28 protein-coding genes are annotated in these 26582 nt (G+C 66.9%); 10 read left to right on the top strand and 18 right to left on the bottom strand.

Annotation, left to right across the window (positions count from 1 at the left end; all coding sequences use genetic code 11):
• Positions 1-4: 4 nt before the first annotated feature.
• Positions 5-1003, bottom strand: a complete 999-nt coding sequence (locus AC1DE3_RS16900) for an NAD(P)H-dependent glycerol-3-phosphate dehydrogenase (RefSeq protein ID WP_476780451.1) — start codon at positions 1001-1003, stop codon at positions 5-7.
• The gene (gene tsaD, locus AC1DE3_RS16895) at positions 1000-2055 is read right to left on the bottom strand and encodes a tRNA (adenosine(37)-N6)-threonylcarbamoyltransferase complex transferase subunit TsaD (protein ID WP_476852588.1); all 1056 of its coding nucleotides are present in this window, start codon (positions 2053-2055) and stop codon (positions 1000-1002) included. Before tsaD ends, AC1DE3_RS16900 begins: the two co-directional genes overlap by 4 nt.
• A 256-nt stretch (positions 2056-2311) precedes the next feature.
• Between tsaD and AC1DE3_RS16890 the strand changes: the two genes are divergently transcribed.
• The 4 genes from AC1DE3_RS16890 (at position 2312) to rpoH (ending at position 8174) form a co-directional block, all read left to right on the top strand.
• Positions 2312-4171, top strand: coding sequence for a uroporphyrinogen-III synthase (locus tag AC1DE3_RS16890; RefSeq protein ID WP_476780452.1), 1860 nt, complete (start codon positions 2312-2314; stop codon positions 4169-4171).
• 17 nt (positions 4172-4188) lie between these two features.
• Positions 4189-5901, top strand: coding sequence for a heme biosynthesis HemY N-terminal domain-containing protein (locus AC1DE3_RS16885; RefSeq protein WP_476780453.1), 1713 nt, complete (start codon positions 4189-4191; stop codon positions 5899-5901).
• 129 nt (positions 5902-6030) lie between these two features.
• Positions 6031-7059 (top strand): RluA family pseudouridine synthase, encoded by a 1029-nt coding sequence (locus AC1DE3_RS16880; protein ID WP_476780454.1) that lies wholly within the window; start codon positions 6031-6033, stop codon positions 7057-7059.
• A 218-nt stretch (positions 7060-7277) separates the two neighbouring features.
• Positions 7278-8174, top strand: coding sequence for an RNA polymerase sigma factor RpoH (rpoH, locus tag AC1DE3_RS16875; protein ID WP_441513966.1), 897 nt, complete (start codon positions 7278-7280; stop codon positions 8172-8174).
• Positions 8175-8229: 55 nt separating this feature from the next.
• Here the strand turns inward: rpoH and AC1DE3_RS16870 are convergent, their stop codons facing one another.
• Positions 8230-9270 carry a DUF2125 domain-containing protein gene (locus tag AC1DE3_RS16870; RefSeq protein ID WP_476780455.1) on the bottom strand — a complete coding sequence of 347 codons (1041 nt, stop codon included), beginning with the start codon at positions 9268-9270 and terminating at the stop codon, positions 8230-8232.
• A gap of 228 nt (positions 9271-9498) precedes the next feature.
• Here AC1DE3_RS16870 and AC1DE3_RS16865 point away from each other — a divergent pair, with 228 nt between their 5' ends.
• The gene (locus tag AC1DE3_RS16865; RefSeq protein WP_441513968.1) at positions 9499-10071 is read left to right on the top strand and encodes a gamma-glutamylcyclotransferase; all 573 of its coding nucleotides are present in this window, start codon (positions 9499-9501) and stop codon (positions 10069-10071) included.
• On the opposite strand, the gene AC1DE3_RS16860 is transcribed toward AC1DE3_RS16865, so the two are convergent.
• The 5 genes from AC1DE3_RS16860 to ftsE all read right to left on the bottom strand — a co-directional run bounded on the left by AC1DE3_RS16860 (position 10072) and on the right by ftsE (position 13989).
• On the bottom strand, positions 10072-10572 hold the full coding sequence (locus tag AC1DE3_RS16860; protein ID WP_476780456.1) for a hypothetical protein: 501 nt from the start codon (positions 10570-10572) through the stop codon (positions 10072-10074).
• A gap of 94 nt (positions 10573-10666) precedes the next feature.
• Positions 10667-11443, bottom strand: coding sequence for a lysophospholipid acyltransferase family protein (locus AC1DE3_RS16855; protein ID WP_441513970.1), 777 nt, complete (start codon positions 11441-11443; stop codon positions 10667-10669).
• 57 nt (positions 11444-11500) lie between these two features.
• Positions 11501-12301, bottom strand: coding sequence for a YdcF family protein (locus AC1DE3_RS16850; protein WP_476780457.1), 801 nt, complete (start codon positions 12299-12301; stop codon positions 11501-11503).
• A 115-nt stretch (positions 12302-12416) separates the two neighbouring features.
• Positions 12417-13379 (bottom strand): cell division protein FtsX, encoded by a 963-nt coding sequence (locus tag AC1DE3_RS16845; protein ID WP_476780458.1) that lies wholly within the window; start codon positions 13377-13379, stop codon positions 12417-12419.
• The gene (gene ftsE / locus AC1DE3_RS16840; RefSeq protein WP_441514015.1) at positions 13366-13989 is read right to left on the bottom strand and encodes a cell division ATP-binding protein FtsE; all 624 of its coding nucleotides are present in this window, start codon (positions 13987-13989) and stop codon (positions 13366-13368) included. Before ftsE ends, AC1DE3_RS16845 begins: the two co-directional genes overlap by 14 nt.
• A 303-nt stretch (positions 13990-14292) precedes the next feature.
• On the opposite strand from ftsE, the gene AC1DE3_RS16835 reads away from it, so the two are divergent.
• From AC1DE3_RS16835 to AC1DE3_RS16825, 3 genes are all read left to right on the top strand, one after another.
• Positions 14293-15102: a zinc-ribbon domain-containing protein gene (locus tag AC1DE3_RS16835; protein ID WP_476852587.1), complete on the top strand. Its 810-nt coding sequence runs from the start codon at positions 14293-14295 to the stop codon at positions 15100-15102.
• A gap of 129 nt (positions 15103-15231) precedes the next feature.
• Positions 15232-15789, top strand: a complete 558-nt coding sequence (gene hpt / locus AC1DE3_RS16830; RefSeq protein ID WP_441513974.1) for a hypoxanthine phosphoribosyltransferase — start codon at positions 15232-15234, stop codon at positions 15787-15789.
• Between the two features lie 73 nt (positions 15790-15862).
• The gene (locus tag AC1DE3_RS16825; RefSeq protein WP_476780460.1) at positions 15863-16240 is read left to right on the top strand and encodes a response regulator; all 378 of its coding nucleotides are present in this window, start codon (positions 15863-15865) and stop codon (positions 16238-16240) included.
• Between the two features lie 3 nt (positions 16241-16243).
• On the opposite strand, the gene AC1DE3_RS16820 is transcribed toward AC1DE3_RS16825, so the two are convergent.
• Together AC1DE3_RS16820 and AC1DE3_RS16815 are read right to left on the bottom strand one after the other, a co-directional pair.
• Complete coding sequence (locus tag AC1DE3_RS16820; RefSeq protein ID WP_476852586.1) at positions 16244-16753, bottom strand: TspO/MBR family protein; 510 nt, start codon at positions 16751-16753, stop codon at positions 16244-16246.
• 140 nt (positions 16754-16893) lie between these two features.
• Positions 16894-17403 carry an Lrp/AsnC family transcriptional regulator gene (locus AC1DE3_RS16815; RefSeq protein WP_476780462.1) on the bottom strand — a complete coding sequence of 170 codons (510 nt, stop codon included), beginning with the start codon at positions 17401-17403 and terminating at the stop codon, positions 16894-16896.
• Between the two features lie 134 nt (positions 17404-17537).
• Between AC1DE3_RS16815 and AC1DE3_RS16810 the strand changes: the two genes are divergently transcribed.
• Positions 17538-18692 carry a trans-sulfuration enzyme family protein gene (locus AC1DE3_RS16810; protein ID WP_476780463.1) on the top strand — a complete coding sequence of 385 codons (1155 nt, stop codon included), beginning with the start codon at positions 17538-17540 and terminating at the stop codon, positions 18690-18692.
• A gap of 101 nt (positions 18693-18793) precedes the next feature.
• On the opposite strand, the gene AC1DE3_RS16805 is transcribed toward AC1DE3_RS16810, so the two are convergent.
• The gene (locus AC1DE3_RS16805) at positions 18794-19381 is read right to left on the bottom strand and encodes a glycoside hydrolase family 19 protein (RefSeq protein WP_476780464.1); all 588 of its coding nucleotides are present in this window, start codon (positions 19379-19381) and stop codon (positions 18794-18796) included.
• A 99-nt stretch (positions 19382-19480) separates the two neighbouring features.
• Positions 19481-20002 carry a cysteine dioxygenase gene (locus tag AC1DE3_RS16800; RefSeq protein ID WP_476780465.1) on the bottom strand — a complete coding sequence of 174 codons (522 nt, stop codon included), beginning with the start codon at positions 20000-20002 and terminating at the stop codon, positions 19481-19483.
• Between the two features lie 177 nt (positions 20003-20179).
• Here AC1DE3_RS16800 and AC1DE3_RS16795 point away from each other — a divergent pair, with 177 nt between their 5' ends.
• The gene (locus tag AC1DE3_RS16795; RefSeq protein ID WP_476780466.1) at positions 20180-20653 is read left to right on the top strand and encodes an Lrp/AsnC family transcriptional regulator; all 474 of its coding nucleotides are present in this window, start codon (positions 20180-20182) and stop codon (positions 20651-20653) included.
• A 74-nt stretch (positions 20654-20727) separates the two neighbouring features.
• Here AC1DE3_RS16795 and AC1DE3_RS16790 read toward each other — a convergent pair whose 3' ends face one another.
• The 6 genes from AC1DE3_RS16790 to AC1DE3_RS16765 form a co-directional block, all read right to left on the bottom strand.
• Positions 20728-21414 carry an OmpW/AlkL family protein gene (locus tag AC1DE3_RS16790; protein WP_476852585.1) on the bottom strand — a complete coding sequence of 229 codons (687 nt, stop codon included), beginning with the start codon at positions 21412-21414 and terminating at the stop codon, positions 20728-20730.
• A gap of 154 nt (positions 21415-21568) precedes the next feature.
• Positions 21569-23191, bottom strand: coding sequence for a peptide chain release factor 3 (locus AC1DE3_RS16785; RefSeq protein WP_476852584.1), 1623 nt, complete (start codon positions 23189-23191; stop codon positions 21569-21571).
• Positions 23192-23409: 218 nt separating this feature from the next.
• On the bottom strand, positions 23410-24186 hold the full coding sequence (locus tag AC1DE3_RS16780; protein ID WP_476852583.1) for an ABC transporter permease: 777 nt from the start codon (positions 24184-24186) through the stop codon (positions 23410-23412).
• Positions 24183-25124, bottom strand: coding sequence for an ABC transporter ATP-binding protein (locus tag AC1DE3_RS16775; protein ID WP_476780549.1), 942 nt, complete (start codon positions 25122-25124; stop codon positions 24183-24185). Before AC1DE3_RS16775 ends, AC1DE3_RS16780 begins: the two co-directional genes overlap by 4 nt.
• Positions 25125-25405: 281 nt before the next feature.
• A complete protein-coding gene (locus AC1DE3_RS16770; protein WP_476780470.1) occupies positions 25406-26056 on the bottom strand; it encodes a hypothetical protein in 651 nt (216 codons plus the stop codon).
• A 229-nt stretch (positions 26057-26285) separates the two neighbouring features.
• Positions 26286-26510, bottom strand: a complete 225-nt coding sequence (locus AC1DE3_RS16765; RefSeq protein WP_476780471.1) for a DUF1127 domain-containing protein — start codon at positions 26508-26510, stop codon at positions 26286-26288.
• Positions 26511-26582 lie beyond the last annotated feature (72 nt).

Raw genomic sequence — 26582 nt, 5'->3', positions numbered from 1 at the left:
CTCCCTATCGTTCCGCCCGAATCGGGCGGGCGAGCAGGGCGGCCACGGCCTCCCGCACGCCGATGCGCCCGGCGATGATCTCGGCGACGGCCTCGGCGATCGGCGTCTCGATGCTCCGGGAGCGCGCCATTTCGACCAGAATCGGGGCGGTGAAGGCGCCTTCGGCGAGCTTGCCGCCTGCCGCCTCGGCCGGGCTGCGACCCTGCCCGAGCGCCAGACCATAGGCGAAATTGCGCGATTGCGGGGAGGCGCAGCTCAACACGACGTCGCCGAGGCCCGACAGCCCCATCAGGGTTTCCGCTTCGCCGCCATAGGCCTCGCCGAAGCGACGCAGTTCCGCGAAGCCGCGCGCGACCAGCGCCGCGCGCGCGCTCTCGCCGTAGCCGAGGCCGATGGTGATGCCGGCGGCGATGGCGAGCACGTTCTTGGCAGCGCCGCCGATCTCGACGCCGAGCGGATCGCCGGAGTGATAGATGCGGAAGGCTGGCGAGCTGAGCGCCTCGGCCAGCGCCTGCGCCAGCTCCGGTTCTGCCGCCGCGAGCGTCACCGCCGTCGGCAGGCCGCGCCCGATATCGGCGGCAAAGCTCGGGCCAGACAGGATCGCGGTGCGGGCGCCGGGTAGCACGCTCTCGATGATCTCAGTCGGAAACAGGCCGCTCGTCTGCTCGATGCCCTTGGCGGCGGAGACGATCGGCACGCCCGCCGGCAGATGCCCAGCCAGATTCTGGCAGGCCGAACGCAAATTCTGGGTCGGTACGGCGATGATCAGCGCGCTGCAATCCGCGAGGTCGTCGAGAGAGGCCGTGGCGCGAATCGTTTCGGGCAGCACGACATCGGGCAGGCGCGGCGCCTGGCCGCTGCGCTCGATGGCCGCGACGGTCTCCGGGTCGCGCGCCCAAAGCCGGACCTTGCCCCCGGCGCGGGCTGCGGCGAGCGCCAGCGCCGCGCCGTAGGAACCGGCGCCGACGACGCCGATGGTCGCGTAGGCCGCTGCGCGTTTCATGCGGCGGTCGTAGGCTTGGCCGAGAGCTCGTCGAGCGGCCAGCGCGGGCGGGCGGCAACCGTCATGTCGTCGACGAGGCCGAGGCGGAGACGCTCGAGCCCGGCCCATGCGATCATCGCGCCATTGTCGCCGCAGAGCGCCTGCGGTGGGGCGACCATCGGCAGGCCGGCTTCGGTGGCGAGGCGCGTCAGCCCGCTACGGATCGCCTGATTGGCTGCGACGCCGCCGGCGACGACGAGCGTCGAGGGCGTGATGCCTGCCTCGCGGCAGGCGCGCAGCCCGGCACGGGTGCGGTCCACCATGACGTCGACGATGGCAGCCTGGAAGGAGGCGCAGAGATCAGCGACGTCATTGTCGGAAAGCGGTGCGATCCGCTCGGCGACGAGGCGCACGGCGGTCTTGAGGCCGGAGAGCGAGAAATCCGGATTGGCGCGGCCTTGCATCGGGCGGGGGAAATCGAAGCGCTCGGGGTCGCCTTTCCACGCCTCGCGCTCGACCGAGGGGCCTCCGGGGTAGGGCAGGGCCAGCATCTTGGCGATCTTGTCGAAAGCCTCGCCGACCGCGTCGTCGATGGTTCCGCCGAGCTTGAGATAGTCGCCGACGCCGCGCACCGCCAGCAACTGGGTGTGGCCGCCGGAAACCAGCAGAAGGAGATAGGGGAAGGCGAGGTTGTCGGTGAGGCGGGCGGTCAGCGCATGCGCCTCGAGATGGTTGATCGCGATGAAGGGCTTGCCGGTCGCGAGCGCGATCGCCTTGCCGGCGGTCAAGCCCACCATGACACCGCCGACCAGGCCGGGACCGGCCGCCGCCGCAACGGCGTCGATCTCACCGGGTTTCATGCCTGCCGTCGCGAAGGCGCGCGCGATGATGCGGTCGATCGCCTCGACATGGGCGCGCGCCGCGATCTCCGGGACGACGCCGCCATAGGCCGCATGGGCGGCGATCTGGCTCAGCACCTCGTTCGACAGGATCTTGCTCTCGCCCGAGCGCTCGACGGAGACGATCGCGGCCGCTGTTTCGTCGCAGGTCGTCTCGATCCCAAGGACACGCATGATCGTTCGATTAACCTCACGGAACGGAAGAACGGGACGAGGGGTCATGTCCGGCAGTTCCTCGCCGGCCATTCCTTCGTATAGTGCGCGGTACGGTGCAAGGCCAAGGGGCGTGGGCCACGACCTTTGCTGCAGAGACAAAAACGGAGACGGCATGCACGGCATCATTGTTCCGCCTCAATGCGGATCGAACGCGGTTCGCTGCATCGTTTGCGCATCGTCCGGTGGTCGTTGCCCTTCTTGTCAGGAGCTGTGAATGCGCGTTTTCGTCTTCCGTCCCCGCCCCGATGCCGAACGGACCGCGCGCGCCATTGCCGATCATGGTTTCGAGCCTGTGCTCGCGCCGCTCTTCGACGTAGTGCGGCTGCCCGGAGCAGCACCGGAGGCTGCGTTCGACGCGATCGTGCTGACGAGCGGCAACGCCATCCCGGCACTCACCGAAGGGCCGGCCGGCTGGCGTGACCTGCCGGTCTTCACCGTCGGTGCGCGAACGGCGGCCAGGGTCCGCGAAGCCGGACTCGACGATGCGCGCAGTGCCGATGGCGACCGCGACGACCTGATCGAATTGATCAAGCGGACGCTTCCGGCTCCAGCGAAGCTGCTGATGATCGTCGGGCGCGATCGCAAGGAGGATGTGCCGGACCGGCTCAAGGAAGCCGGCTACGCGGTGACGCTCTGGACCGCCTATGCGGCCGAGCCCGTCACCGTCCTGCCCGAGGATACGCAAGCCGCGCTCCGGCATGGTCAGCCGGGCGATGCGGCTCTCCACTATTCGGCGCGCGGGGCCCGCACCTTCATCGCACTGGCACAGGCCGCCGGTGTCTCGGACGCGGCGCTCGAGCTCACCCATGTCGTCATGTCGGCTGATGTTGCGGCACCGCTGATCGCGGCGGGTGCCAGCACGGTGCTTGTCGCCGAGCACCCGGAGGAGGCGGGGATGCTTGCCGCGCTGGAACAGGTTTCCGCGCGGGCCGGCGCATCCGACCCCGCCCGGCCGGAGCCGCACGGCAGCCTCAAACGCACCCCGCCGACCATCGAGCTCAAGGCCGAGGAGGAAGCGCCTGCAGCAGCGCCTGATACCGCTCATGCAGACGCCCATCCCCCGGAAGCGATTGCGCCGACGGAGGCGCTGCCGCAGGAATTCAGGCCGCCGCCCGTCGAGCCGCAGCGAGATGCCGGCGAGCGCCAGCCGCCGGCGGGAACGCCCTGGCTGCACTTGATCGCAGCCGGGCTTGTCGGCGGAATCATCGGAGCGGGCGGCGTGTTCCTGGCGCTGAATCGGGTCAGCCCGGCGGCGACCGGCGAGCAGATCGCCGAGCTGCGCAACCGGATCGATGCCGTGCAGACCAGCATCGCGCTGGCCGACCGCAAGGCGACCGCCGCGTCGGACGCGGTGACGAAAGCGGGCTCGGAGATGCAAGCGCTCGCCGGCAAGCTGGGGGCCCTCGGCAACGCATCTGCGCCCGATACGAGCGCCTTCGCGGCCCAGGCCCAGCGGGCAGAGGCGGCGACAGCGGCGCTCGGGCAGCGACTCGACCAGATCACGGGTCGCGTCGGCGCGGTCGAGGCGCAGGCGAAGAGCGCGGCCGCGATCGGCCCCGAAGCGACCGCCGCGGCGCGGGTCGTCTTGGCCGAGCGGGTGCAGCGTGCGCTCGCCGGCGGACGTCCTTTCGTCGGCGACGTCGCGGCGCTGGCGAAGAGCGGCGTCGCGCAAGCCGATCTGACGGCTCTAGCCGCCGTCGCTTCTTCAGGTGCGCCGACACAACAGGCCCTGCTTACGGGCTTCCGCAAGCATGGTGTGATGTTCCAGCGCGAGGTCACGCCGCAATCCGGCAGCTGGTCGGACAAACTCCTCGGCCTCGCCAGCCGGATCGTCACGGTCCGCCCGGTCGGCGATAACGGCTCGAACGATCCGGCGACATTGCCGATCCGGCTCGATGCCGCCATTGCGGCCGGCGACATGCCGAAGGCTGCGGCACTGTGGGGACAGTTGCCCGAGCCGGCGCGCCGTGCCAGTGCGGATTTCGGCGCCGATCTACAGAAACGGGCTGCGGCGGATGCGGCGATCGCCAAGATCGCGCAGGATGCGGTCGCGGCGCTCGGCGCCGCCGGCTGACGGAGGATAGAGGGTCCATGGTTCGCGTTCTCATCTATCTCGCCGTCTTCGCCTGCCTTGCCTTCGGCGCGGTGTGGCTTGCGGATCGTCCGGGCGAGGTCTCGGTGCTCTGGCAGGGCTACCGTATCGAGACCAGCGTCGCGATTGCCGCGGTCGGCGTCGTGGCGCTTGCGTTCATCGTGCTGCTGGTCTGGGCGGTGCTGCGCTTCGTCTTCGGCCTGCCCTCGGCCTTCAGCCTGTCCTCGCGCGCCAGGCGTCGGGCGCGCGGCTTCGAGGCCGTCTCGCGCGGCATGGTCGCGATCGGCGCGGGCGATCCCGTCGCGGCCGGGCGCTATACCAGCGAAGCGCGCCGTTTCGTGCCGAACGAGCCATTGACGCTGCTGCTGGAAGCGCAGACGGCGCAGCTCTCAGGCGATCGCGGTCAGGCGGAGGCTGCCTTCAAGGCCATGCTCGACAAGCCGGAGACGCGCGTGCTCGGCCTGCGCGGTCTCTTCGTCGAGGCCAAGCGCCGCGGCGACATGGCGGCGGCCCGCGCCTTCGCCGATGACGCCGTGCGCCGCTCTCCTTCGCTCGCCTGGGCCAATGATGCGCTGCTCGATTTTCATACCAATGCCGGCGACTGGCAGGCGGCGCGCACGGCCGTCGAGCGCCGCGCCGCGCTGCGGCTTGCCGACAAGGCGGAGGCGCGACGCCAGCGCGCCGTGCTGCTCGCGGCCGAAGCTCTGCAGGAGCGGGACCGTGAGCCGGAGAAGGCGCTCGCTGCCGCTCTCGAGGCGGTGAAGCTCGCGCCGTCGCTGACGCCGGCCGCCGCGCTTGCCGGACGGATGCTGTCGGAGCGCGGAGATGTCCGCAAGGCGTCCAGGCTGCTGGAGGCCGCCTGGCGCGAAGCTCCGCATCCCGATATCGCGGCCGCCTATCTCGACGCGCGGCCGGGTGACAGTGCGCTCGACCGGCTCAACCGTGCGACCACCTTGTCGAAGCTGCGGCCGGCCGACCCCGAAAGCGTGTTGGCGCTGGCCGGCGCCGCGATCCAGGCGCGCGAATTCCAGAAGGCGCGCGAGACCCTGAAGCCGCTGCTAGCCGGCGGCGCCTCGGTGCGCGCCTGCCTGCTGATGGCGGAGCTTGAGGAAGCCGAGCATGGCGCCGCTGGCCGGGTTCGCGAATGGCTGGCGCGGGCGACGCGGGCACCGCATGATGCGGCCTGGGTCGCGGACGGGCTGGTCTCCGACCATTGGATGCCGGTCTCGCCGATTACGGGACGGCTCGACGCCTTCGTCTGGACCGTGCCGCCGGCGACGCTGGGGAGCCCGCCTCAGGCACTCGACGACGTGCTGGTCGACCTCGACGATTCGACCAAGCTGATCGAGATCAAGCCGGTCTCGGCGACGACGATCGAGCCCGCGGCGGTTGCGCCCCCGGCTGCGCCCGGACCGAAGGAAGAACCGAAGCCGGAGCCGGCCGCAGCGGTGGTGCAGCCCCCTCCCAAGGAGGAGCTGAAGCCGGCTGCCGCGGCGAAACCGGTCGACGTGGTGGTGGAGGCCGCGAAGCCGGCCGAAGCACGTGCCGCCGAAGTCACATCGGCCCCAACGGTCAAGCCTGCGGCGGTTGCGCGCGAAGCCGCGCCGCCCAAGCCGGTGATCTTCCCGGTCTCGCATGCGCCTGATGACCCGGGGCCGGACGACGAGCCGCCGCCGGAGCCGAAGAAGAGCGGCTTCCGCCTGTTCGGCTGAGCCAGTTCGTATCGCTACCCTCCGCAAGCATCCCGGTTGCCCCCAGTTCGACCCAGGATGACTGCGGAGGTTTTGTCACGGACGCGGAAAAGGCGTGCGGTCCCGCCGCATGCAACGTATAGCGGCGCGATGACATCCGTTCTCGATCCGAATGCCAGCGTGACCCTGCAGGTCGGCCCCGAACAGGCCGGCCAACGCCTCGACAAGGCACTCGCGCTGCTCGCGGGCGAGATTTCACGTGCGCGGCTGCAGCACGTCATCAAGGAGGGCGGCGTCCGCCTCAACGGCGCCGTCGTCAGCGACGGGAGCCGCAAGGTTGTCGAAGGCGACGAACTCGCCCTCATCATGCCCGAGGCCAAGCCGGCCGAGCCCATCGGGCAGGATATCCCGCTCGATGTCGTCTATGAGGACGAACATCTCATCGTCATCGACAAGCCGGCGGGGCTGGTCGTCCATCCGGCGGGGGGCCATGAGGATGGTACGCTCGTCAACGCGCTGATCGCGCATTGCGGCGAGAGCCTCTCCGGCATCGGCGGCGTCCGGCGGCCGGGCATCGTGCACCGGCTCGACAAGGATACCAGCGGACTGCTCGTCGTCGCCAAGAACGATCAGGCGCATCAGAAGCTCGCCAAGCAGTTCGCCGATCACGGCCGCACCGGCCCGCTGCAGCGGGCCTATCTCGCCATCGTCTGGGGCGTGCCGAGGCTGCACCAGGGCACGATCGATGCGCCGATCGAGCGATCGAACCGCAATCGCGAGAAGATGATGGTGGTCAAGGAGGGGCGTGGCCGCGAGGCGATCACGCACATAGAATTGATCGAGCGCTACCCGCCCCTGCTCAAGGGGCTCGACGAGACCGAGCCGCTGGCGAGCCTGATCGAGTGCCGGCTGGAGACTGGGCGCACGCATCAGATCCGCGTGCATATGAGCCATATCGGCCACCCGCTGCTCGGCGACCAGCTCTACGGCTCGGGATTCGTCACCAAGGCGGTGCGACTGCCCGCGGACGCGCGGGCGGCGCTCGCCGCGCTGGGGCGCCAGGCATTGCATGCCGCCATCCTGGGCTTTGCGCATCCCGCCACGGGCGAGGAAATGCTGTTCGAGTCCGAGCCGCCCAGGGATTTTGCGAATCTGCAAACCGCGCTCGCGACGCTGTGAGTCAATCTGGCTTCTCTGCCACCTTTCCGCCAGACTGAGTTCGCATATACTGGGGTTGTCGGATGCGGATGGCCAAGGGGGCGCCGCACGCGATCAGTCCAGCCGAACTCCACAGCAGTTGCTGCGTTGGATTTACTCGCATCATCCGAAACCTGCGCGAAGGTTGATCGCGCGGTGGGCCTGCCGCACAGCGGGAGCCTTGATGAGGAGACACGCGCATGGCGAGTGCTTCGCTGCCTGTCCTGTCCGCCGAAGGCGGGCTGTCACGTTATCTCGACGAAATCCGCAAGTTCCCGATGCTGGAACCGAGCGAGGAATACATGCTGGCCAAGCGCTGGCGCGAGCATGGCGACCGCGATGCGGCGCACAAGCTCGTTACCTCGCATCTTCGCCTCGTCGCCAAGATCGCCATGGGCTATCGCGGCTACGGCCTGCCGATCGGCGAAGTCGTATCCGAAGGCAATGTCGGCCTGATGCAGGCGGTCAAGCGCTTCGAGCCTGACAAGGGGTTCCGCCTCGCCACCTATGCGATGTGGTGGATCAAAGCCTCGATTCAAGAGTACATCCTGCGCTCCTGGTCGCTGGTGAAGATGGGCACCACGGCCAACCAGAAGAAGCTGTTCTTCAACCTGCGCAAGGCCAAGAGCAAGATCTCGGCGCTGGGCGAGGGCGATCTGCGCCCCGATCAGGTCAAGCAGATCGCGACCAAGCTCGGCGTCAACGAGCAGGATGTGGTCGAGATGAACCGCCGCCTCGGCGGCGACGCTTCGCTCAACACACCATTGCGCGAGGATGGCGAGGGCGAATGGCAGGACTGGCTGGTCGATGATTCCGAGAGCCAGGAGCGCCGCCTCGCCGATTCGCAGGAGAGCAGCAACCGTCATACGGCTCTGCACGAGGCGCTCGCAGTGCTGAACCCGCGCGAGCGCCGGATCTTCGAGGCGCGTCGTCTCGCCGAGGATCCGATCACGCTGGAGCAGCTCTCCGAGGAGTTCGGCGTTTCGCGCGAGCGCGTGCGCCAGATCGAAGTGCGCGCCTTCGAGAAGGTGCAGGAGGCGGTCAAGAAGGCCATCACCCGCATCGAGGCGCCGCGTGCGGCCCTGCCGGCCGCCTGAGCCGGCGCCGCATCACAGAACGAGCAAGGGGCGCCTCGGCGCCCCTTTTTTGTGCTCAGTAGAGCGGCGGCAGCGGCTGGAGCGGCAGCCGGAAGGGCCCGATGAAGACCCGGCCGTCGCGCAGCGACACCGGCGGCAGCGGGGTGAGGCCGGGTGCCGCCGACTTCTCCGCGCCGCGGCCGCCGAGAAGGCCGCCGAGCCCTCCGAGCAGGTTGCCGATGCGCATCCCGCCGATCTGCTCGATGCCTGCTGCGGCCAGCCGGAGGTCGCCGGAGACGCGACGCATCGGGTCGAGCTGCAACACACCGCTGCCGTCGACGCGGGCCTTGCCCTTGGTCGAGACGAGGCGGGTCAGCTCGAAGGCCCCGTTGGCGCCGCGCCAGTTTTCCAGCGCATCGGGGTTGAAGCCTTTGCGGAAGGCCTCGGCCTGGGTCAGCGTCGCATCCAGCGCGATCTCGCCGGTATCGGTGTTGCCGAGCAGCGCGTCGATCGGCGGCAGGACCGTCCCCTTGGCCGTGAGGGCGATGTCGACGGCCTGGTCGGTAGCTGGCCGAGATGGATTGCGGCGCAGATGGGTCTCCAGGGATTTGCTGCTCCAGGTCTCCGGATTCAGGCCGGGCGCCGTCTGAACGGCTGTCAGGTCGCTGGCGACGAGAGCGAAGCGCTCGGGATTGCGCCAGGCGAGGCTGGCATCGAGATTGCTCCAGGTGAGCGCGAGCGAGCGGCCTTCCGGCAGGGTGACCTTGGCGGGGCTGGTGAGCTCGAAAATCACGAGGCTGGGCGAATAGATCTGGCCGACGGCGACGGCGGGACCGGTCTCGACGCGGACGGCGTCTCCCCAGCGCGTCGAGGTCAGCGCGAGCGCATTGCAGCGCAGCTCGATTCTGAATGGATAGCCGCCGATCGTGCGATCGGTGCAGGTCCAGGTGCGGCCGCGCTCGGCCTCGCGCGCCAGGGCGGCATCGATCTCGGCCGTGGCGCGGCCCCGCGCGTAGAACCAGAAGGCGGACCAGGCGGCGGCCAGGATGACGAGCAGAAGCGTGGGACCGTAGAGCCAGAAGCGGCTGTGACGGCGCGTCGGAAGGGGATCGGTCATGCGGCAGGCGTTCCTTGCGCGGAGGCGGGCGGCGCGCGATATCGCCAGGGCGAAGACGGCCCTGGCGATATCGCTCTTCAATGTGGCATCGTTTTCGTCCGAAAACCGAGTTTCACTTTTCGGTCCGATGCCTTAGCTCGCCGCAGGAACCGGCGCCAGAGCGGCGAGGGCCTTGCTGGACTGCGGGGCCCAGCAAGCAGGCTGGCGCGGCTAAATTATGGGATGGCGATGACGACCGAATTCGGCGCGACCGATCTCTGGGTCTTCGGCTACGGCTCGCTGATCTGGCGGCCGGGCTTTCCCTTCGAAGAAAGCGTACAGGCGCGGCTGCACGGCTATCACCGCTCGCTCTGCGTCTTCTCGCATGTGCATCGCGGCACGCCCGAGCGGCCGGGCCTGGTGCTGGGGCTCGATCGCGGCGGTGTCTGCCGGGGGCTCGCCTTCCGGGTCGCTGCGGCGCAGGCGAAGGAGACCGTGGACTATCTGAGGGCGCGCGAGCAGGCGACGGCCGTCTATCTCGAGCGCCATGTTCCGCTCAGGCTGGAGGATGGCCGCCAGGCGCGCGGGCTGGTCTATGTGGCCGATCGCAAGCATCTGCAATATGCCGGCAAGCTGCCGCCCGCCCAGTTGCTCAAGCTCGTTAGGGAGGGAAAGGGCCAGTCCGGCGAGAACCCGGACTATGTGCTGCGGACGCATGAGCATCTGCGCAAGATGGGGATCTACGACCCGGTCCTGGCCTGCCTCGCGCAGGAGCTGGCGCCCGGCCTGGGCGCCCCGCATCCGCCCTTGGCGCGCGGCTGATCAGCCCTCCGGGCTGGCTTCCGGCATCAGGTCGAGCAGCGCGGCGCGACGGCTCAGGCCATCCTCGGCGAGAAGGTGCACATGGATCTCGGCGGCGCCCGCAGCCATAATCGCGCGCTGCCAGCGGCTCAGGGCCGCCTCGACGCCGAAGGGGCCGGAATCGCGCGCCGCGATGATGCGCCGATCGGGCGAGACTGCGAGCAGCACGGCGTCGATGAAGCCGAGCGCATGAACATCGTCGATGGAGAACACCGACGCGACATAGCGCCGGCCGGACCGGCCGCGCCAGGCGGTGAAGCGGCGCTCGCCGAGGCCGGCTGTGCTGCGCAGCGGCATCTCGCGCGCCACCAGATCGTCCTGCGTCTCCTCGGGCGCGAAGCGGCGATCCATCTCCTTGTTCGAGCGTCGAATCTCTCCGAAAAGACGATTTCGCTTCTCGGCCCGACGCTCCAGCGGCTCGTCGAAGAGATCGGGGGTGTAGCGATAGGCGAGAGCGGCCATGTCCGTTCCTCCGTGATGGGAACAAAATGGGAACGACATGGGGATAAGTCAAGCGTCGGACCCGGCAGCCTCCGGGACGGCGTCATCTCTGCTGTCAGGGCTTGTCAGGAGCCTGCGTCGCGAGCGGGTCGAGGCCGAGCGCGGCGAGCTCCGCACGCCCCTGCGCCAGCAGCCTGTCGCAGGCCGTTTCGATTCGTTCCTGCAGCTCACGCTGAAAGGCGAGCTTGCCGAGGCCGGGCATGATCGGTGGCAGGATCTCGATGCGGATCGTGCCGGGGCGGCGCAGGAACTTTCGGCGTGGCCAATAGAGACCGGTGTTGAGTGCGACGGGGACGCAGGGAACGCCGAGCTCGGCGTAGAGATGGGCGGCGCCGAACTTGTAGGCCGGTGGCGCGCCGGGAGGGCGGCGCGTGCCTTCCGGGAAAATCAGCAGCTGACGGCCGTTCTGGCCCAGCTCGACCTTGGCGCGGCGGGTCACATCGGACAGGGCGCGGGCGCGGGCTCCGCGATTGACGGGAATCATGCGCAGCCGATTCAGAGCCCAGCCGAAGAGCGGGATCCAGGTCAGCTCGCGCTTCAGGATGAAAACGGGGTCCGGGAATAAGGTGATGAGTGTGAAGGTCTCGACGAAGGACTGATGCTTCGCCGCCACCATCAGGCCGCCCTGCGGAATGTTTTCGATGCCGGTGACCTCGTAGCGCGTGCCGGCGACCACGCGCAGCAGCCAGAGCGAGGAACGCGACCAGGCGATCGCCGCGGCCAGCAGGATCCGCTTGGGCAGAAACAGCGCGGGCAGGATGATGAAGATCAGCCACAGGACGAGATTGGCATAGAACAGCGTGTTGAAGGCGAGGGAGCGCAGAACGAGCATGCTGCGCAATGAGCCTGAGATGCGGCTCCGGTCAAGCGCCTGCGCGGTTTTCGGGGCTCAGCCCTCGTGGCGGAAATGGCCCGGCAGCCGCGACCGCTTCTCGGCCGCTGGCCCCAGAAGCTCCGCCGGCTTCGACGAGACAGGCTTGCGGCCGCCGGTGATCACCGAGAGCCGCGAATTCTCGGGATCGCGTTCGATGAGGCTGCGCAGACGCGCAACGAGATATTTCACATATTCCGGCGCGAGAACCTTGATCGTCGCCCAGCGATACCACCAGCCCGTCGTGTCGAGATGCTCGGTCACGACCGGGTGGGGGATCAGCGTCACGCCCGGCATGGCATGGGCGAATTCCGCGACTGTGCGGGGCATGTGGTAGTTCGAGGTCACGACCAGCAGCGAGCGGAAACCATGCTGACGGACCCAGCGCCGGGCCTCGATGGCGTTTCCGATGGTGTTGCGGGCGCGATAATCGAGGTCGACGCAGCAATTCAGCAGGTCGCGCGAGGCGGGGTTGAGCTTGGCGAGTTCCTCGCGGCTCGTCTTCTCGTTGACGCCGCTGATCAGGAGGCGGGCGCCGCGATCGGCCCCGAGCAGGCCGATGGCATCGCCGATGCGCTGGGCGCCGCCGGTGACCACGACGATCGCGTCGGTGCGGGGCGTCGCCGCCGGCTCCTGCGCGTCGATGCCCGAGGCGAAGCTGACATAGCCGAGGCCGAGCAGCAGCGTGCCGGCGGCGGCGAGTGCAGCCACGGCCAGTGCCAGGATGCGACGCAGGGACAGGCCTGCGGCCGGCGTCGAGCGCCGGGCCGCTGAATCCGGCGGCTCGATCGAGAGATCGCGCTTGGTGCTGCCGATCATGGCCATGATATTGCTGGCATAACCCGGCATTCGGGCATAACGGCGGCGGCAACATGCCGGCTCCCGCCGCAGGAGTGAAGGATCGGTTGACGACCGGCCGCCGCTCCGCGCTCGCTCATGACAGCATCCGCAGATAGTGACGGACGGTGAAGCGCGAGACGAGGCCGGCAATCGCGGCGACCACAACCGCGACAAGAAGCACTGCGGCATAGCCGGCCCAGCCGATCTCGAAGGCACCGAACAGAGCCTGCAACTGCTCGGCTTCCGGTGCCGTGCGCCAGCGCGAGACAATGAAGCCGATGAGGGCGATGGCGAGGATCGCTGCGAGGCCGCCGAATGCGCCACCCTTGAGTCCCAGCCTGATGAAGCGGCTCTGGAATTCGCGCGCGATGAAACCGTCATCGGCGCCGACGAAATGCAGCACTTCGACACTGTCGCGGCTGCCCGCCATCGCGCCGCGTGTGGCGAAGGCGACGGCGAGCGCGGCCGCCGTCAGCACCAGCAGCACGATCGCGAAGCCGGAGGCGACGATGGTGCCGGCCATGGCCGAAAGGCGCCGGACCCAGAGCCGGTGATCGTCGAGGATCGCCGTCGGCACCTCGCGGCGCAGCGTCGGCCCGAAACTCGCAAGATCCGGGCTGGCGCCGCCCTTGAGCTTGAGCACGATCAGGCGCGGAATCGGCAGCTCGACGAGGTCGAGGCCCGTGCCGAGCCAGGGTTCGAGCAGCTTGTCCGATTCGGCCTTGGGAACGGCGCGCACGCTGTCGATGCCGTCGAGCGCCTGCGCCATCGCCACGGCGCGCGCGACATCGTCATCGATGCTGCGATGCGAATCAGGCCGGATCTGAATGGTCATCTCGTTGGAAATGGCTCCCCGCCACTGATCGGAAGCGCGCGCGGCGAGCACGGCGGCGCCGGCGCTGAGCGCAGCGAGGAAGGTCAGGATCGCGATCACCGCCATCAGCGCGCGGCCGGCAACGGTGTCGACAGGCACGAGTGGCAGGTCGCGCCGCAGATTGGGCGGCAGCGCCCTTTCCGCATGCTCCGGTTCGTGATGGCCGGGCTCAGGCATCGACATGCAGCTGCCCATCGGCCAGCACGAGGCGCGGCGCGTCGTAGATTTCCATCAGGTTGAGATCATGCGTCGCGATGATCACTGCGGTGCCGAGCGATTGCAGCTCCATGAACAGCCGGAGCAGCCGCCGGCCGAGACCGGGATCGACATTGCCGGTGGGCTCGTCGGCAAGCAACAGTTCCGGACGGCCGATCAGGGCGCGGGCGATGGCGGCGCGCTGCTTCTCGCCGCCTGAGAGCACGGGCGGCACGGCATGCATGCGCTCGCCGAGCCCGACCCATCGCAGTAATTCGACGACCTCGGCGCGATAGCTCGCCTCCTCCTTGCCGAGCACGCGCAAGGGCAGCGCGACATTCTCGTAGACGGTGAGATGATCGAGCAGGCGGAAATCCTGGAAGACCACGCCCATGCGGCGGCGAAAGGCGGTGAGCGTGTCGGCATCGAGGCGCGAGACGTCCTGGCCGAACAGGTTCACCAGCCCGCGTGTCGGCTTCAACGCCATCAGGATAAGGCGCATCAACGTCGTCTTGCCGGCACCGGAAGGGCCGGTGAGATACTGGAACGAGCGCGGTGCGATGCTGAAGTTGATGTCCTTCAGCACCTCCGGTCCCATGCCATAACGCAGGCCGACATTTTCGAACCGAACCAAGCGGTCTTCCTCATTCAGCGAAACGCGTATCCGGGCCGATCCTACACCGCAAGCAAGCCGGCCCGGAACCGCACGAGGGGAGCAGTTTGCGCTACAGATTCTTCACGGGGCGTTAACCATAAATCGTGCCAATAGCAGCGGGCATTTCCGTTCGCCGTCATCCGTGCTTCAGCGCCTGTCGTTGCGCCAGGCTCCGAAGAGCGGATCCCGGACCGAAGCGTACCGGAGACACCCGGCCATCGTTGCGAAGAGATTGCCCGAAAGCCCATGCTGATCGTCTGCCCATCCTGCGCCAGCCAGTATGAACTCGACGCGGCCAAACTGGGGCCGGAAGGCCGAAAGGTGCGCTGCGCGAGCTGCAAGACCGCATGGCATGTCGCGCCAGTCGCCGTCTTTCCTGACGCACCCAGCGAGGAGGAGACGAAAGCCCTGCTGGCAGAGGAGCTGGAGCGCGCCGCCGCCATCGACGCCGAGATCACGGCGCTTGCCGCCGAAACCAGTGAAAAGGCGGGTGCGGAAGCTGAAATAGCTGCCGCCGACAGCCAGCCTTCCGCGAGACGCGGCAAGCGTGGTTCGGCCAGGCGTGGTTCGGCCGGGGCATCGACGACGAAAGGCTTGCGGGAGCGTGCCGTCGCGTTGCCTGCGGCCGCCGCTGTCGCGGGTCTTGCCCTGCTCGGCTTCGCCGCATGGCAGCGCAACGCAGTCGTCCGCGCTGCGCCGCAGCTCGCAAGCGTCTTCGAGACGGTCGGGCTGCCGGTGAATGTGCGAGGCCTGAGCCTGGGCGCCATCGAGAGCGGTTTGATCGAGGATGGCGCGAACCGTTTCCTGGTGGTCGAGGGCGATGTCACCAACGTCACCAAGAGCAAGGCGAGGGTGCCGCTGATCGAGGTCGCGGTGAAGGATGCGGCCGGCGCGACGCTCTACAGCTGGACGACGGAGCCACCGCGGGCGAGCCTGGAGCCCGCCGAACTGATCCGTTTCCGGGCCCGGCTGGCTTCTCCCCCGGAAAGCGGGCGGTCCGTGCAGGTGCGCTTCACTTCGGCCGCGACAACCGCCAATATCGCCAGCACGCACTGATGCTGCTAGGACGGGTGCCTGTCGATCGGGCCCATTCGGCCGGACGGCGTTCATGACTCATTGCTGCGGGGCCCGGCGCATCCAGCTTGCGCGGGGCCGGTTGCGGCCGGAAACGACGACGGAGAGATTATGCCCGAACGGCGGATCAGGGTTCTTTACGACGAGGCTGCGATCGCGCGGCGCAACCAGGAGATGGCCGAGGCCATCGCCGCCAGCAATCCCAAAGATCTGCTCGTCGTTGCCGTTCTCAAGGGCAGCTTCATGTTCGCGGCCGACCTGATCCGGGCGATGCACCGCATCGGCCTCGCGCCGCAGGTCGAGTTCATTCACCTGTCGAGCTATCGGACCGGAACGGTTTCTACGGGCCAGGTCGAGATCCTGCGCGATGTGCAGAGCGAGGTGCGCGGGCGCGACGTGCTTCTGGTCGACGACATCCTGGAATCCGGCCGCACGCTGGCGTTCGCCAAGGATCTACTGGCCGCACGCGGCGCCGCGAAGGTGTCCACCGCGGTCCTGTTGGAAAAGCCGCACAAGCGCGCCGTCAACATCCAGGCTGATTATGTCGGCTTCGAATGCCCGGACTACTTCGTGGTCGGCTACGGCATGGATGTCGCGCATTCCTATCGGCAGCTGCCCTTCGTCGGCGTGATCGAGACGGAAGATCAGGCCGGGCTGCCGGGCATCTAGAATTTTTGTTTTGTCGCATTTTCTTCGCGCGAAGCAGTGTCCACTTCGCCGAAAAATGCTCTAGGGAACTACGATGTCACGTATTCTGGTCGTCGACGATGAGGAGCCGCTGCGCGTGCTGGTGGCGCGCGGCCTCAGCCTGGACGGCCATAGCTGCCTCACTGCTGCCGATGGCGCCGAGGCGCTCGACATCCTCCTTGCGGAGGAAGGGCGCTTCGACCTGCTGCTGACGGATATCCGCATGCCGCTGATGGACGGGATCGCGCTGGCGCTCGCCGCCAAGCAGCGCTTCCCGGAGCTGACGATCATGCTGATGACCGGCTATGCCGAGCAGCGCGAACGGGCGAAGAGCCTGGAGACGATCGTCGCGGAGGTGATGTCGAAGCCCTTCACCATCGCAGAGCTGCGTGCGACCGTGATGAAGGTGATCGAGCGCTCGATCGGCGGATGATCCTCAGCGGTTGAGCCACCAGATCGAGGCATTGAGCAGGGTCGCGAAGCCGACCCATGCGAAATAGGGCCAGAGCAGATTGGCGGCGAGCCGGTCTAGCGGCCTGGAGGCGGCGATGGTCGCGAGGATCAGGACGAGCAGCGGCAGGATGACGATCAGCCCGGCAAGAGGGCTGTTGGCATCGAAGAAGGCGAAGGACCAGCCGATATTGATGAGCAGCTGCAGGTGATAGACCAGCAGCGCGCGTCGCCGCCCGGGCGTTCCGACAGGAATGCGCAGGATGCGGAAGGCGGCCAGCCCCATCAGCGCATAGAGCGCGGTCCAGACCGGTGCGAAGATCCAGTTCGGCGGATTGAAGGGCGGCTTTGCGAGACCGGCATACCAGCCGGCAATCTGCGGAACCGTGGCCGCGCTGCCGAGCAGCGACGCCGCAACCACCGGCAGGATCGCGATGATCAGCGCCGCCCAAAGCGGGGAGCGGCGTTGTGAGGGGGACCCGGTAAGCGTGTTCATGTCCGGAAGATGAGGCCGGCGGCATCGGTCGGCAAGGCCGCCGGGCCGCCGCGGGCATGCATCCTGCCCCGCATGGCATGTCTTCCGGTCATGGAACTTTTCCGGAGGAGCCGAGGCCGGCCCGCTTGCGAAATCGGGCGCTAGACCGGTCGCTCAGGGCGGGCCGGCGCGGTGGCGCGCTTCGGCCGGCCGGTTTGCGCCGGCCCGACCACTTCGCGCATGGCGACATAGGTATAGAATGACGAGACGTTCGGGTCGTCGTGGAAAACCTCGCGCGCGAAAGCAGCATAGGCTTCCATGCTCTCGACCTGAAGGTGGAGGACGAAATCGGCGCCTCCCGTCACATAGGAGGCGTGCCGAACTTCCGGGCGCGCGCGCAGCTTGCGTGCGAAGGCATCGGCGAGCTGAGAGCCCCTGTCGATCGACACCAGCACGTGAATCGTGACGGGAACGCCGAGCACGGCGGGGTTGACGATGGAGATGTCGGCCGCGATGACCTTCTCCGCTCGGAGCCGACGCAGGCGGCGCAGCACCGCGCTTTGAGACAGCCCGACTCGCTCCGCCAGGACGCGGGCCGGCGTCTGGTTGTCGCGCTGCATCTCTTCGAGCAGTGCATGATCGAAATGATCGAGATCGGCGATTTTCAGCATCATAAATTTCCTGGCGACGAAAATAGTCGCTCTGCGGTGAAAAACACCAACTTAAATTTTTGCCGATCGCTAGAGTGCTTCCGACCGATCATGCGAGATCGTGTCGATACAGCAGCATGACGGTTGGAGAGAACATGAGCAGGAAGAGCTGGAGCCCGCGGAGCCTCGCAGCGCAGGCGATGGGCAAGGTCGACCCGCTGACCAGAGCGGTGGTGCCGCCGATCCATGTCTCGACGACCTTCATCCGCGACGAGGACAACGGTTATTCCTCCGGCTTCATCTATGGCCGGCCCGACAACGAGACCGTGCATGAGGCGCAGGCCGTGCTCGGCATGCTGGAAGAAGCCAAAGCCGGCGCGCTGCTGTTCGGTTCGGGCATGGCGGCGGCGACCTCCGTCTTCCAGGCGCTCTCGCCCGGCGACCATGTCGTCGCTTCCAAGGTGATGTACTGGGCGCTGCGGGCCTGGCTGCTCAACGAAGCCACGCGCTGGGGTCTGAAGGTCGACTTCGTCGAGACCGACGATCTCGCTGCCCTCAAGGCCGCTGTGAAACCCGGTGCGACCAAGCTCGTCTGGGTCGAGACGCCCTCCAACCCGCTCTGGACCATCACCGACATCGCGGCGGCGGCCGAAATCGCGCACAAGGCCGGCGCCCGGCTCGCGGTCGATTCGACCTGCGCCTCGCCCGTGCATACGCGGCCGCTGACGCTGGGCGCCGACATCGTGATGCATGCGGCGACCAAGGTTCTCAATGGCCATTCCGACGTCGTCGCCGGCGCGCTCTGTGCCAATGCCGACGATGAGTTCTGGAACCGGATCAAGACGGTGCGCAAGGGGCAGGGCGGCATCCTCGGCCCGTTCGAGGCCTATCTGCTGATGCGCGGGATGCGCACGCTCCATCTGCGGCAGGAGCGCCAGTCCGCCTCGGCGATGGAGCTGGCGCGGCGCCTCTCAGCGCATCCGCTGGTCGCGCGCGTGCTCTATCCGGGTCTGCCGCAGCACCCCGGGCACGACATCGCCGCGCGGCAGATGGAGAACGGCTTCGGTTACATGCTGTCGGTCCAGGTTACCGGCGGCGAGGCCGCGGCAGTCAAGGCTGCGGCCCATGTCGGGCTCTATAAGCGTGCGACTTCGCTCGGCGGCGTCGAGAGCCTGATCGAGCACCGCGCCTCGATAGAGGGGGCCGGCTCGCCCTGTCCGACCGACCTGCTGCGCCTCTCGACCGGTATCGAGGACGTCGAGGACCTCTATGCCGATCTCGATCAGGCGTTGAAGGCGGGACACGGCTGAGGTTGTTTGCCGTCATGCCCTGGCTTGATCCGACCATCTCATGACCAGAAGGGTGCTGGTTTCCGAGATGCTCGGGTCAAGCCCGAGCAAGACGGCTGGCTTCACACCCAAATCTCCTTCGCCTTCGCGAGATGGCGCGCCCGCTCGGCCAGGCCGTTGCGCCCGCCATTGATGAGCTTTGTCACGCGCTCGAGGTCGTCGGCATCGGCGGCCGCGCCGATGCCGCGCTCGCGCCAGTAGGCGAAGGCGATGGAGAGAGCGATCGCGGGTTCCTTCGCGCGCTCGGGCTCGTCTTCGAGATCGACGCCGAGAATCTGGCCGAGGCGGCGATAATTCGCCCGGCCGGTGAGCTGGAAAATGCCGCGGCCATGGTAGCGAATGCCATCGCCCGGCAAGGTGTTGCCAAGATCGCGCCGGCTTTCGTAGCGGGCGAAATAGGCGGGGCCGCCATATTCCTCGAGCGTGCGGAAACCGTCGGTCTCATGCGCGGCCTGTGCGAGAAAATGGCAGATGCGCAGCGCAGTCGTCACGCCATAGCCGGGCGCCAGCCCGTCGAAGCCGCCGGCAATGCCGACGAGGATCGCGGCGTTACCATTGGGCGCGAGCTGACGAAGCTTTGGTTCGGTGACGGCCAAGGGCGCTGGCGACACGATCGCGAGAGACGCACCCGTCCAGCCAAAAATCGACATCTGCGCGGCTCCCCAGAGGATCGAGCCGGCGAGTATGCCGCCGCCGTCAGAACCGGGGACATGGTTGCTGCTTTGTCCCCGCAGCGTGGCGCGCGAATGTCAGCCGCTGACAGCAGTGTATTCGGTCTCGATCGACGAGGCGTGGACCTCGTGGTCGAAGCCGTAGATGTGGATCGAGATCGCTTCGCCCGGTCCGAAATTGCGCATCCGGTGGATATTCGGGCCCGAGGGCAGCATGCAGGCGACATAGCCCGGCTTTCGCTCCTGCTCCTCGGTGGGCACGGCGCGGGCGGCGTCGATGGCGCGATACCACGTCTCGGTCACGGTGCCGGAGACGACGCCGAAGCAGCATGAGCAATGATGATCATGGATCGAGGTGGCCGAGCCTTCGCCCCAGACGATGGCCCAGACGCTGACATCCTCATTGCCGGCCAGCAGATTGCGGCTGTAGGCGCCCGTCTTGCGCTCCAGCGGCAGGCGCTGAACCAAATCGGGCATATCGACGAGCTCCCGCAGGACTTCGCGCGCCGCCGTGAGGTAGTCGCGCGACAGGGTGCCGGCATCGGTCCGCAGGCTCTGCAGCACGGCCCCGCGCCGCTCCTCGCTCAGAAATCCCTGCATCCCATTCCCCTTTCGATTGCGCGAAAATCATACGGGAGGCGTGCAGGCATCAGTTTGCGGAGTTGGAGAATTTTCTTCCCTTATTGGAAGCGCGTACCCGACGTGAGATCATATGTGGAAAATATTCCCCATTTCGGTCTTCTGGAAAGAAGCTGATTTCGAACCAGCTGAGGTATCATGGCCAAGCTCGATGCTTTCGATCTGCGCATCCTGGCGCGGCTCCAGGAGGATGCGAGCCTGCCGCTCGCAGAGCTTGCGGAGGCGGTCGGGCTGTCGTCGTCGCCTTGCTGGCGGCGGGTCCAGAAGCTGGAGGAAGGCGGCTACATCAAGCGCCGCGTCGCTTTGCTCGACCGGGACAAGCTCAAGGCGGGTGTCACCGTCTTCATCGCGATCAAGACGGCCCGTCATTCGATGGAGTGGCTCGAACGCTTCCATCAGGCCGTGCACGACCTGCCGGAAATCGTCGATTTCTACCGGATGAGCGGCGAGATCGACTATCTGCTCAAGGCCTATGTCTCCGACATCGCCGCCTATGACGCGCTCTACAAGAAGCTGATCTCGCGCATCGATCTCAGTGACGTGACCTCGATGTTCGCGATGGAGGAACTCAAATCCACCTCGGCGATCCCGCTGGGCTTTGCCGAGGTTTGAGTGCTGACAGCAAAAAGGGAGCGGCGAAGCGCTCCCTTCTCCGCGAGCCCGATCGACCGAGGCCGTACCGGGCCTCAGAAGCGGTAGGTGACGCCTGCGCCGATCAGCCAGGGATCGATCTTGACCTTGCCGGCAATGAGCCCGTTGTTCACCTTCACCTTGGGCTCCAGGAAGATCTTCTTGACGTCGAAGTTGATGCCCCAGTGCTGGTCGATCATGTAGTCGAAGCCGGCCTGGAGGGCGAAGCCGAATGAATCTTTCAGATCGAAATCGGTGAAGCCGCCCTTGGCCTTCTCGTCGAAGAAGACGGTGTAGTTCACGCCGACGCCGAGATAGGGCTTGAAGGCGCCGAGATCGGTGAAATGGTATTGCAGCATCAACGTCGGCGGCAGCAGCCAGGCCGAACCGATGCGCGCACCGGCAAGGCTGCCAGCGCCCTTCACATTATGCGGGGTGACGCCGAGGATGAGTTCGGCAGCGATGTTCTTCGTGAAGAAATAGGTGATGTCGAGTTCTGGCACGACCGAGTTGGAGATGTCGACCTTGCCGCCGACGATCGGGGCGCCACCGAGCGTCAGGCTTGCATCTTCCTGCGGCATGACGAACAGGGCCCGGCCGCGGATCATCCACGGGCTCCAGGCGGACAGAACCGGCGCAAGAGGCGGCGCCTTGGTCGTGGGCAGATCGGCTGCATGGGCACCGGTCAGAGCGGTTGCGCCGAGCAGTACAGCGGCGAGAGAAAGTCGGATCGAGCGAGACATTTAGGCAGCAGCCCCCGGAGTCGCGAGCCCGCGACGCAGGGTGCGCCGCCAGGCTCATGTCTCCATCAGCGCCGGATTCGCGCGATGCGAATTGATGCGGATCAACCCCAAGGGAGCGCGCAGAGGCCTGTCTCTTTCAGGCCACAGCGTTGAATCAGGCCTTCGTGACCTTCTGATAGTCCTTCACGTCCGAGAAGGTGATGTCCGGCGCGCGCTCGGCATCGTATTTCAGCGTGAACTGGCTGGACGCCATGAAAACCGGGTCGCCGTCGAGATCATCGGCCATTGCGGAGGGCTTCAGGCCGACGAACTTCGCCAGCGCCGCCTTGTCGTCGGAGGAAACCCAGCGGGCGATCGAGAACTGGCAGGGCTCGAAATCGACGGGAAGCGAGTACTCGGCGTCCATGCGCTCCTTGAGCACGTCGAGCTGGAGGGCTCCGACGACGCCGACGATGGCCGGCGCTCCGTCATGCGGCAGGAAGAGCTGGACGACGCCTTCCTCTGCCATCTGCTGCAAGGCCTCGCGCAGCTTCTTGGCCTTCATCGCATCCTTGAGCTTGACGCGGCGCAGGATTTCCGGGGCGAAGCTCGGCACGCCCTTGAAGACGATGTCCTCGCCCTCGGTCAGCGTGTCGCCGATGCGCAAAGTGCCGTGGTTGGGCAGGCCGACGATGTCGCCGGCGAAGGCTTCCTCCGCGATCGAGCGGTCGCGGGCGAAGAAGAACTGCGGCGCGTTGAGCGGCATCGGCTTGCCGGTGCGGACGAGCTTGGCCTTCATGCCGCGCGTCAGCTTGCCTGAGCAGATGCGCATGAAGGCGATGCGGTCGCGATGGTTCGGGTCCATGTTCGCCTGGATCTTGAAGACGAAGCCGGTCATCTTCGGCTCGTCCGCCTCGATCGGGCGCTTGTCGGACGCTTGCGCACGCGGGCTGGGCGCATAGGCGCCCAGCGCATCGATCAGGTCGCGCACGCCGTAGTCGCGGAGCGCCGCGCCGAAATAGAGCGGCGTCAGATGGCCTTCGCGAAAAGCCTGGAGATCGAAGGGCTTCAAGCCTTCTGCGGCCAGGAAGACCTCCTCGCGCCAGGTCTCGGCGGCGCCGTTCGGCAGCAACTCGTCGAAGAGCGGGTCGTCCCAGCCGGAGACCTGGCGGTCCTCGGCGCGCTCGTCGCCCTTCTGGTTGCGGCGGAAGGTATTGGCCTTGAGATCGTAGGTGCCGACGAATTCGCGGCCGCGGCCGACCGGCCAGGTCATAGGTGCGACGTCGAGCGCCAGCGTCGTCTCGATCTCGTTGATCAGGTCGAAGGGGTCGCGCGTCTCGCGGTCGACCTTGTTGATGAAGGTGACGATCGGGATGTCTCTGAGACGGCAGACCTCGAAGAGTTTCTTGGTGCGGTCCTCAATGCCCTTTGCGGCGTCGATCACCATCACGGCGGCGTCGACGGCGGTCAGCGTCCGGTAGGTGTCTTCCGAGAAGTCCTCGTGGCCCGGAGTATCCAGCAGGTTGAAGACATGGCCGCCGTATTCGAAGGTCATCACCGAGGTGACGACCGAGATGCCGCGCTGGCGCTCGATCTTCATCCAGTCCGAGGAGGTCTGGCGGCGGCCCTGCTTGGCGCGGACTTCGCCGGCGAGCTGAATGGCGCCGCCGAAATAGAGCAGCTTCTCGGTCAGCGTCGTCTTGCCCGCGTCCGGATGCGAGATGATGGCGAAGGTGCGCCGGCGCGCATGCGGCGCGGCAGAGGCCGCGGACGCTTCAAGGGTCGAAAGATCGGTCATGGCGCGCATGAAGACGGAAGGGGGGCGGAAGTCAATTGGTTGGCGCTGCCCAGCTCGTCATTCCGGAGCTTCGCGTCAGCGAAGAACCGGGAACCCACGACCGGGTGAGCGGCCATGGTTTTGGATCGATATGTCCGGCAGAGGAGAACCCTAATGTCTCACCCGGTCGTGGGTTCCGGGTTCGGCCCTGCGGGCCGCCCCGGAATGACAGGGGCGGTTCAATTCTTCAGCCGATAACCGGTTTTGAAGATCCAGCCGACCACGGCGATGCATGCGGCGAGGAACATCAGCGTCATGCCGAGGCTCACACCGAGGCCGACATCGGCGAGCCCGAAGAAGCTCCAGCGGAAGCCGCTGATCAGGTAAACGACCGGGTTGAACAGCGTCACCGTCTGCCAAAACGGCGACAGCATGCTGATCGAGTAGAAGGAGCCGCCGAGGAAGGCCAGCGGCGTCACGATCAGCAGCGGGATGACCTGCAGCTTCTCGAAGCCATCCGCCCAGATGCCGATGATGAAGCCGAACAGGCTGAAGGTGGTCGCGGTCAGCACCAGGAAGAGCAGCATCATGAAGGGATGTTCGATCCTGAGCGGCACGAAAAAAGTGGCCGTCAGCAGGATGATCAGGCCGAGCAGGATCGATTTCGACGCGGCGGCGCCGACATAGGCGATCACCGCCTCCCACCAGGCGACCGGCGCGGAGAGCAGTTCGTAGATCGTGCCGGTGAATTTCGGGAAATAGATCGCGAAGGAGGCGTTGGCGATGCTCTGCGTCAGCAACGAGAGCATGATCAGGCCGGGCACGATGAAGGCGCCATAGGGCACGCCGTCGATCGACTGCATGCGCGAGCCTATCGCCCCGCCGAAGACGATGAAATAGAGCGAGGTCGAGAGCACGGGCGAGACGATGCTCTGCAGCGGCGTACGCCAGGTACGGGCCATCTCGAAGCGATAGATCGCGGCGATGGCGCGCGGGTTGAAGCTCGCGGCGCTCATGCCCGCTCCCTCACCAGATTGACGAAGATTTCTTCCAGCGAGCTCTGGCTGGTGCTGAGGTCGCGGAAGCGGATGCCCGCTTCCGACAAGCCCTGGAGCAGGGTGGTGATGCCGGTACGCTCGGCATGCGTGTCGTAGGTGTAGACGATCTCGTCGCCGGCGGCGGAGAGCGTGAGATCGAAATCCGCGAGCGCAACCGGAACGGCACTGATCGGCTGCTGGAGCTGCAGGGAGAGCTGCTTCTTGCCGAGCTTGCGCATCAGCTCGGCCTTCTCCTCGACTAGGATGATCTCGCCCTTGGAGATGACGCCGACGCGGTCGGCCATCTCCTCGGCTTCCTCGATGTAGTGCGTGGTCAGGATGATGGTGACGCCGTCTTCCCTGAGCCGGCGAACCATCTGCCACATATCCTGCCTGAGCTCGACATCGACGCCGGCCGTCGGCTCGTCGAGGAAGAGGATGCGCGGTTCGTGCGAGAGCGCCTTGGCGATCATCACGCGCCGCTTCATGCCGCCGGAAAGGCGGCGGATCTGCGTGTCCTTCTTGTCCCAGAGCGAGAGGTCCTTGAGGATTCGCTCGATCAGGGCCGGATCCCTAGGCTTGCCGAAGAGGCCGCGGCTGAAGTTGACCGTAGCCCAGACCGTCTCGAAGGCATCGGTCGTCAGTTCCTGCGGGACGAGGCCGATGGCGGCGCGGGCGGCGCGATAGTCGCGCTGGATGTCGTGGCCATCGGCGAGGACCGTGCCGGTGCTGGGGCGCACCAATCCGCAGATGATGCTGATCAGGGTCGTCTTGCCCGCGCCATTGGGGCCGAGCAGGGCGAAGATCTCGCCGCGCCGGATGGCGAGGTCGACGGTCTTCAGCGCGGTGAAGCCGGTGGCATAGGTCTTCGAGAGACCCGAAACCGAGATGATCGGCGGTGTCGATGGCGAATGCATGGACGGCATATAGGCGAGATTGCTCGGGGTTGCGACGGGAGCGGCATGATGGGGAAGCATGATTGTCCGTCAGCTTGTGGCGGTAACCTGCCCAAACGCAACGAGGCCGGGCATGCGCCCGGCCTCGCTCATGAAGGAGGCTTCGACCTATTTCATGAAAAACCACAACAGTATGATGATGGGGATTGGAACGCCCACAAGCCACAGGATGATCGAACGCATTTGCAGCCCCTCATTGAAAGGATGATGCTGCGGCAACGCCTGCGGAGGGAGGAAGGTTCCTATTCGCCCGCAAGCGGGCAGGAAGCCAGGGCCGCGGCGCTCGGGTGCCAGACCGGGCTATAGCCTTCCCTTAGGGCCGCCAGCGTGGCGGGTGGCGTGAGGACCGTTGCAGGCCCCCGCGGGCGAGGTCGAGGCGAAAGGTAGCCCGCCGGCGACCAGAGCAAAGCGGTGTCTCCGCGCAACGCCAGAAACGCTCCTTCGCTCTCGGAGCGCAGCACTGCGCCGTCCGGCAGCTCTTCCGCCGGAAGCCGGTGCATCCGCTTGACCCGACCGATCCGGCGATCGGCATCGAGGATGCGGTCGATCTCCGGGAAGAGCGGCGTCTCTGTCAGCCCGAGCCCCTTCACCAACGCATCGCGATAGGCGAGGGCATCGCGGCGGCGGCACTCCATGCAGGGGCGGTGGCCGGCGGCGAGCGCCGTCACCTCGTCGCAGAAGAAGAGCTCGGTGTAGCCGCGGCCCCAGACCTTCCGGCGCCGCTCCTTGAATGAGAGAACGCAGCAGAGCCAATGCTGCGTCGCCTGAATGCGCGCGGGTGCCTCGCGCCGGTCGGGATCGTGGAAGCGGCCGCCGCGATTGCCGAAGAACAGTCCACGCGCCGGATCGGCGAACAGCGTGCCGTCAGGCCTGACGCGATTGGGCAGCGGCATGGCCGATCTCCGTTGCGAGCGTGCGGGCATGCTTAAGCCTCGGCGCGTCAGATCGTGTCAGCGACGTCGATCGTAACAGCTTCCCCTCAATCCGCCGAAGGAGACAGAGCCTCCGCGAAGGGCCGAGCGACGACCTCGCGCAGGAAAGAAAAGGGACCGGCGGTCTTTGTCGACCTCCAGTCCCCACTAGGTTCCGTTCTGGCCCGCCTGCTTTCGCTCCGGCGGCTCCTCACGCGGCTCCGACTGTCCGGCTGGCATCCGCATTGACGCGCTCGACGTCGCTGCGCGACAGGCCGAGATCGGAGAGGGCCCTGTCGTCCATGGCATAGAGCGTGCGGGCGCTGCTCCTGGCATCGAGCCAGGCCTCGACCTGCAACAACAGCGCCAGGGCGCGGCTGCTCGGCCTGCGGGCGGCGGAGAAGGAAAGTCCTGCTATGGCTGGGCTGGCGAACATGGCGCGCCTCACGAGTGATCTGGTTGCCCGCGAATCTGCGCCTTGCCTGGGAAGCAAGCAAATGCGAAGTTC

The sequence above is a fragment of the Allobosea sp. 10L417 genome (assembly GCF_056395485.1).
Note: the sequence above shows the minus strand (reverse complement) of the source record. Positions and strands in the feature narration are given on the sequence as shown.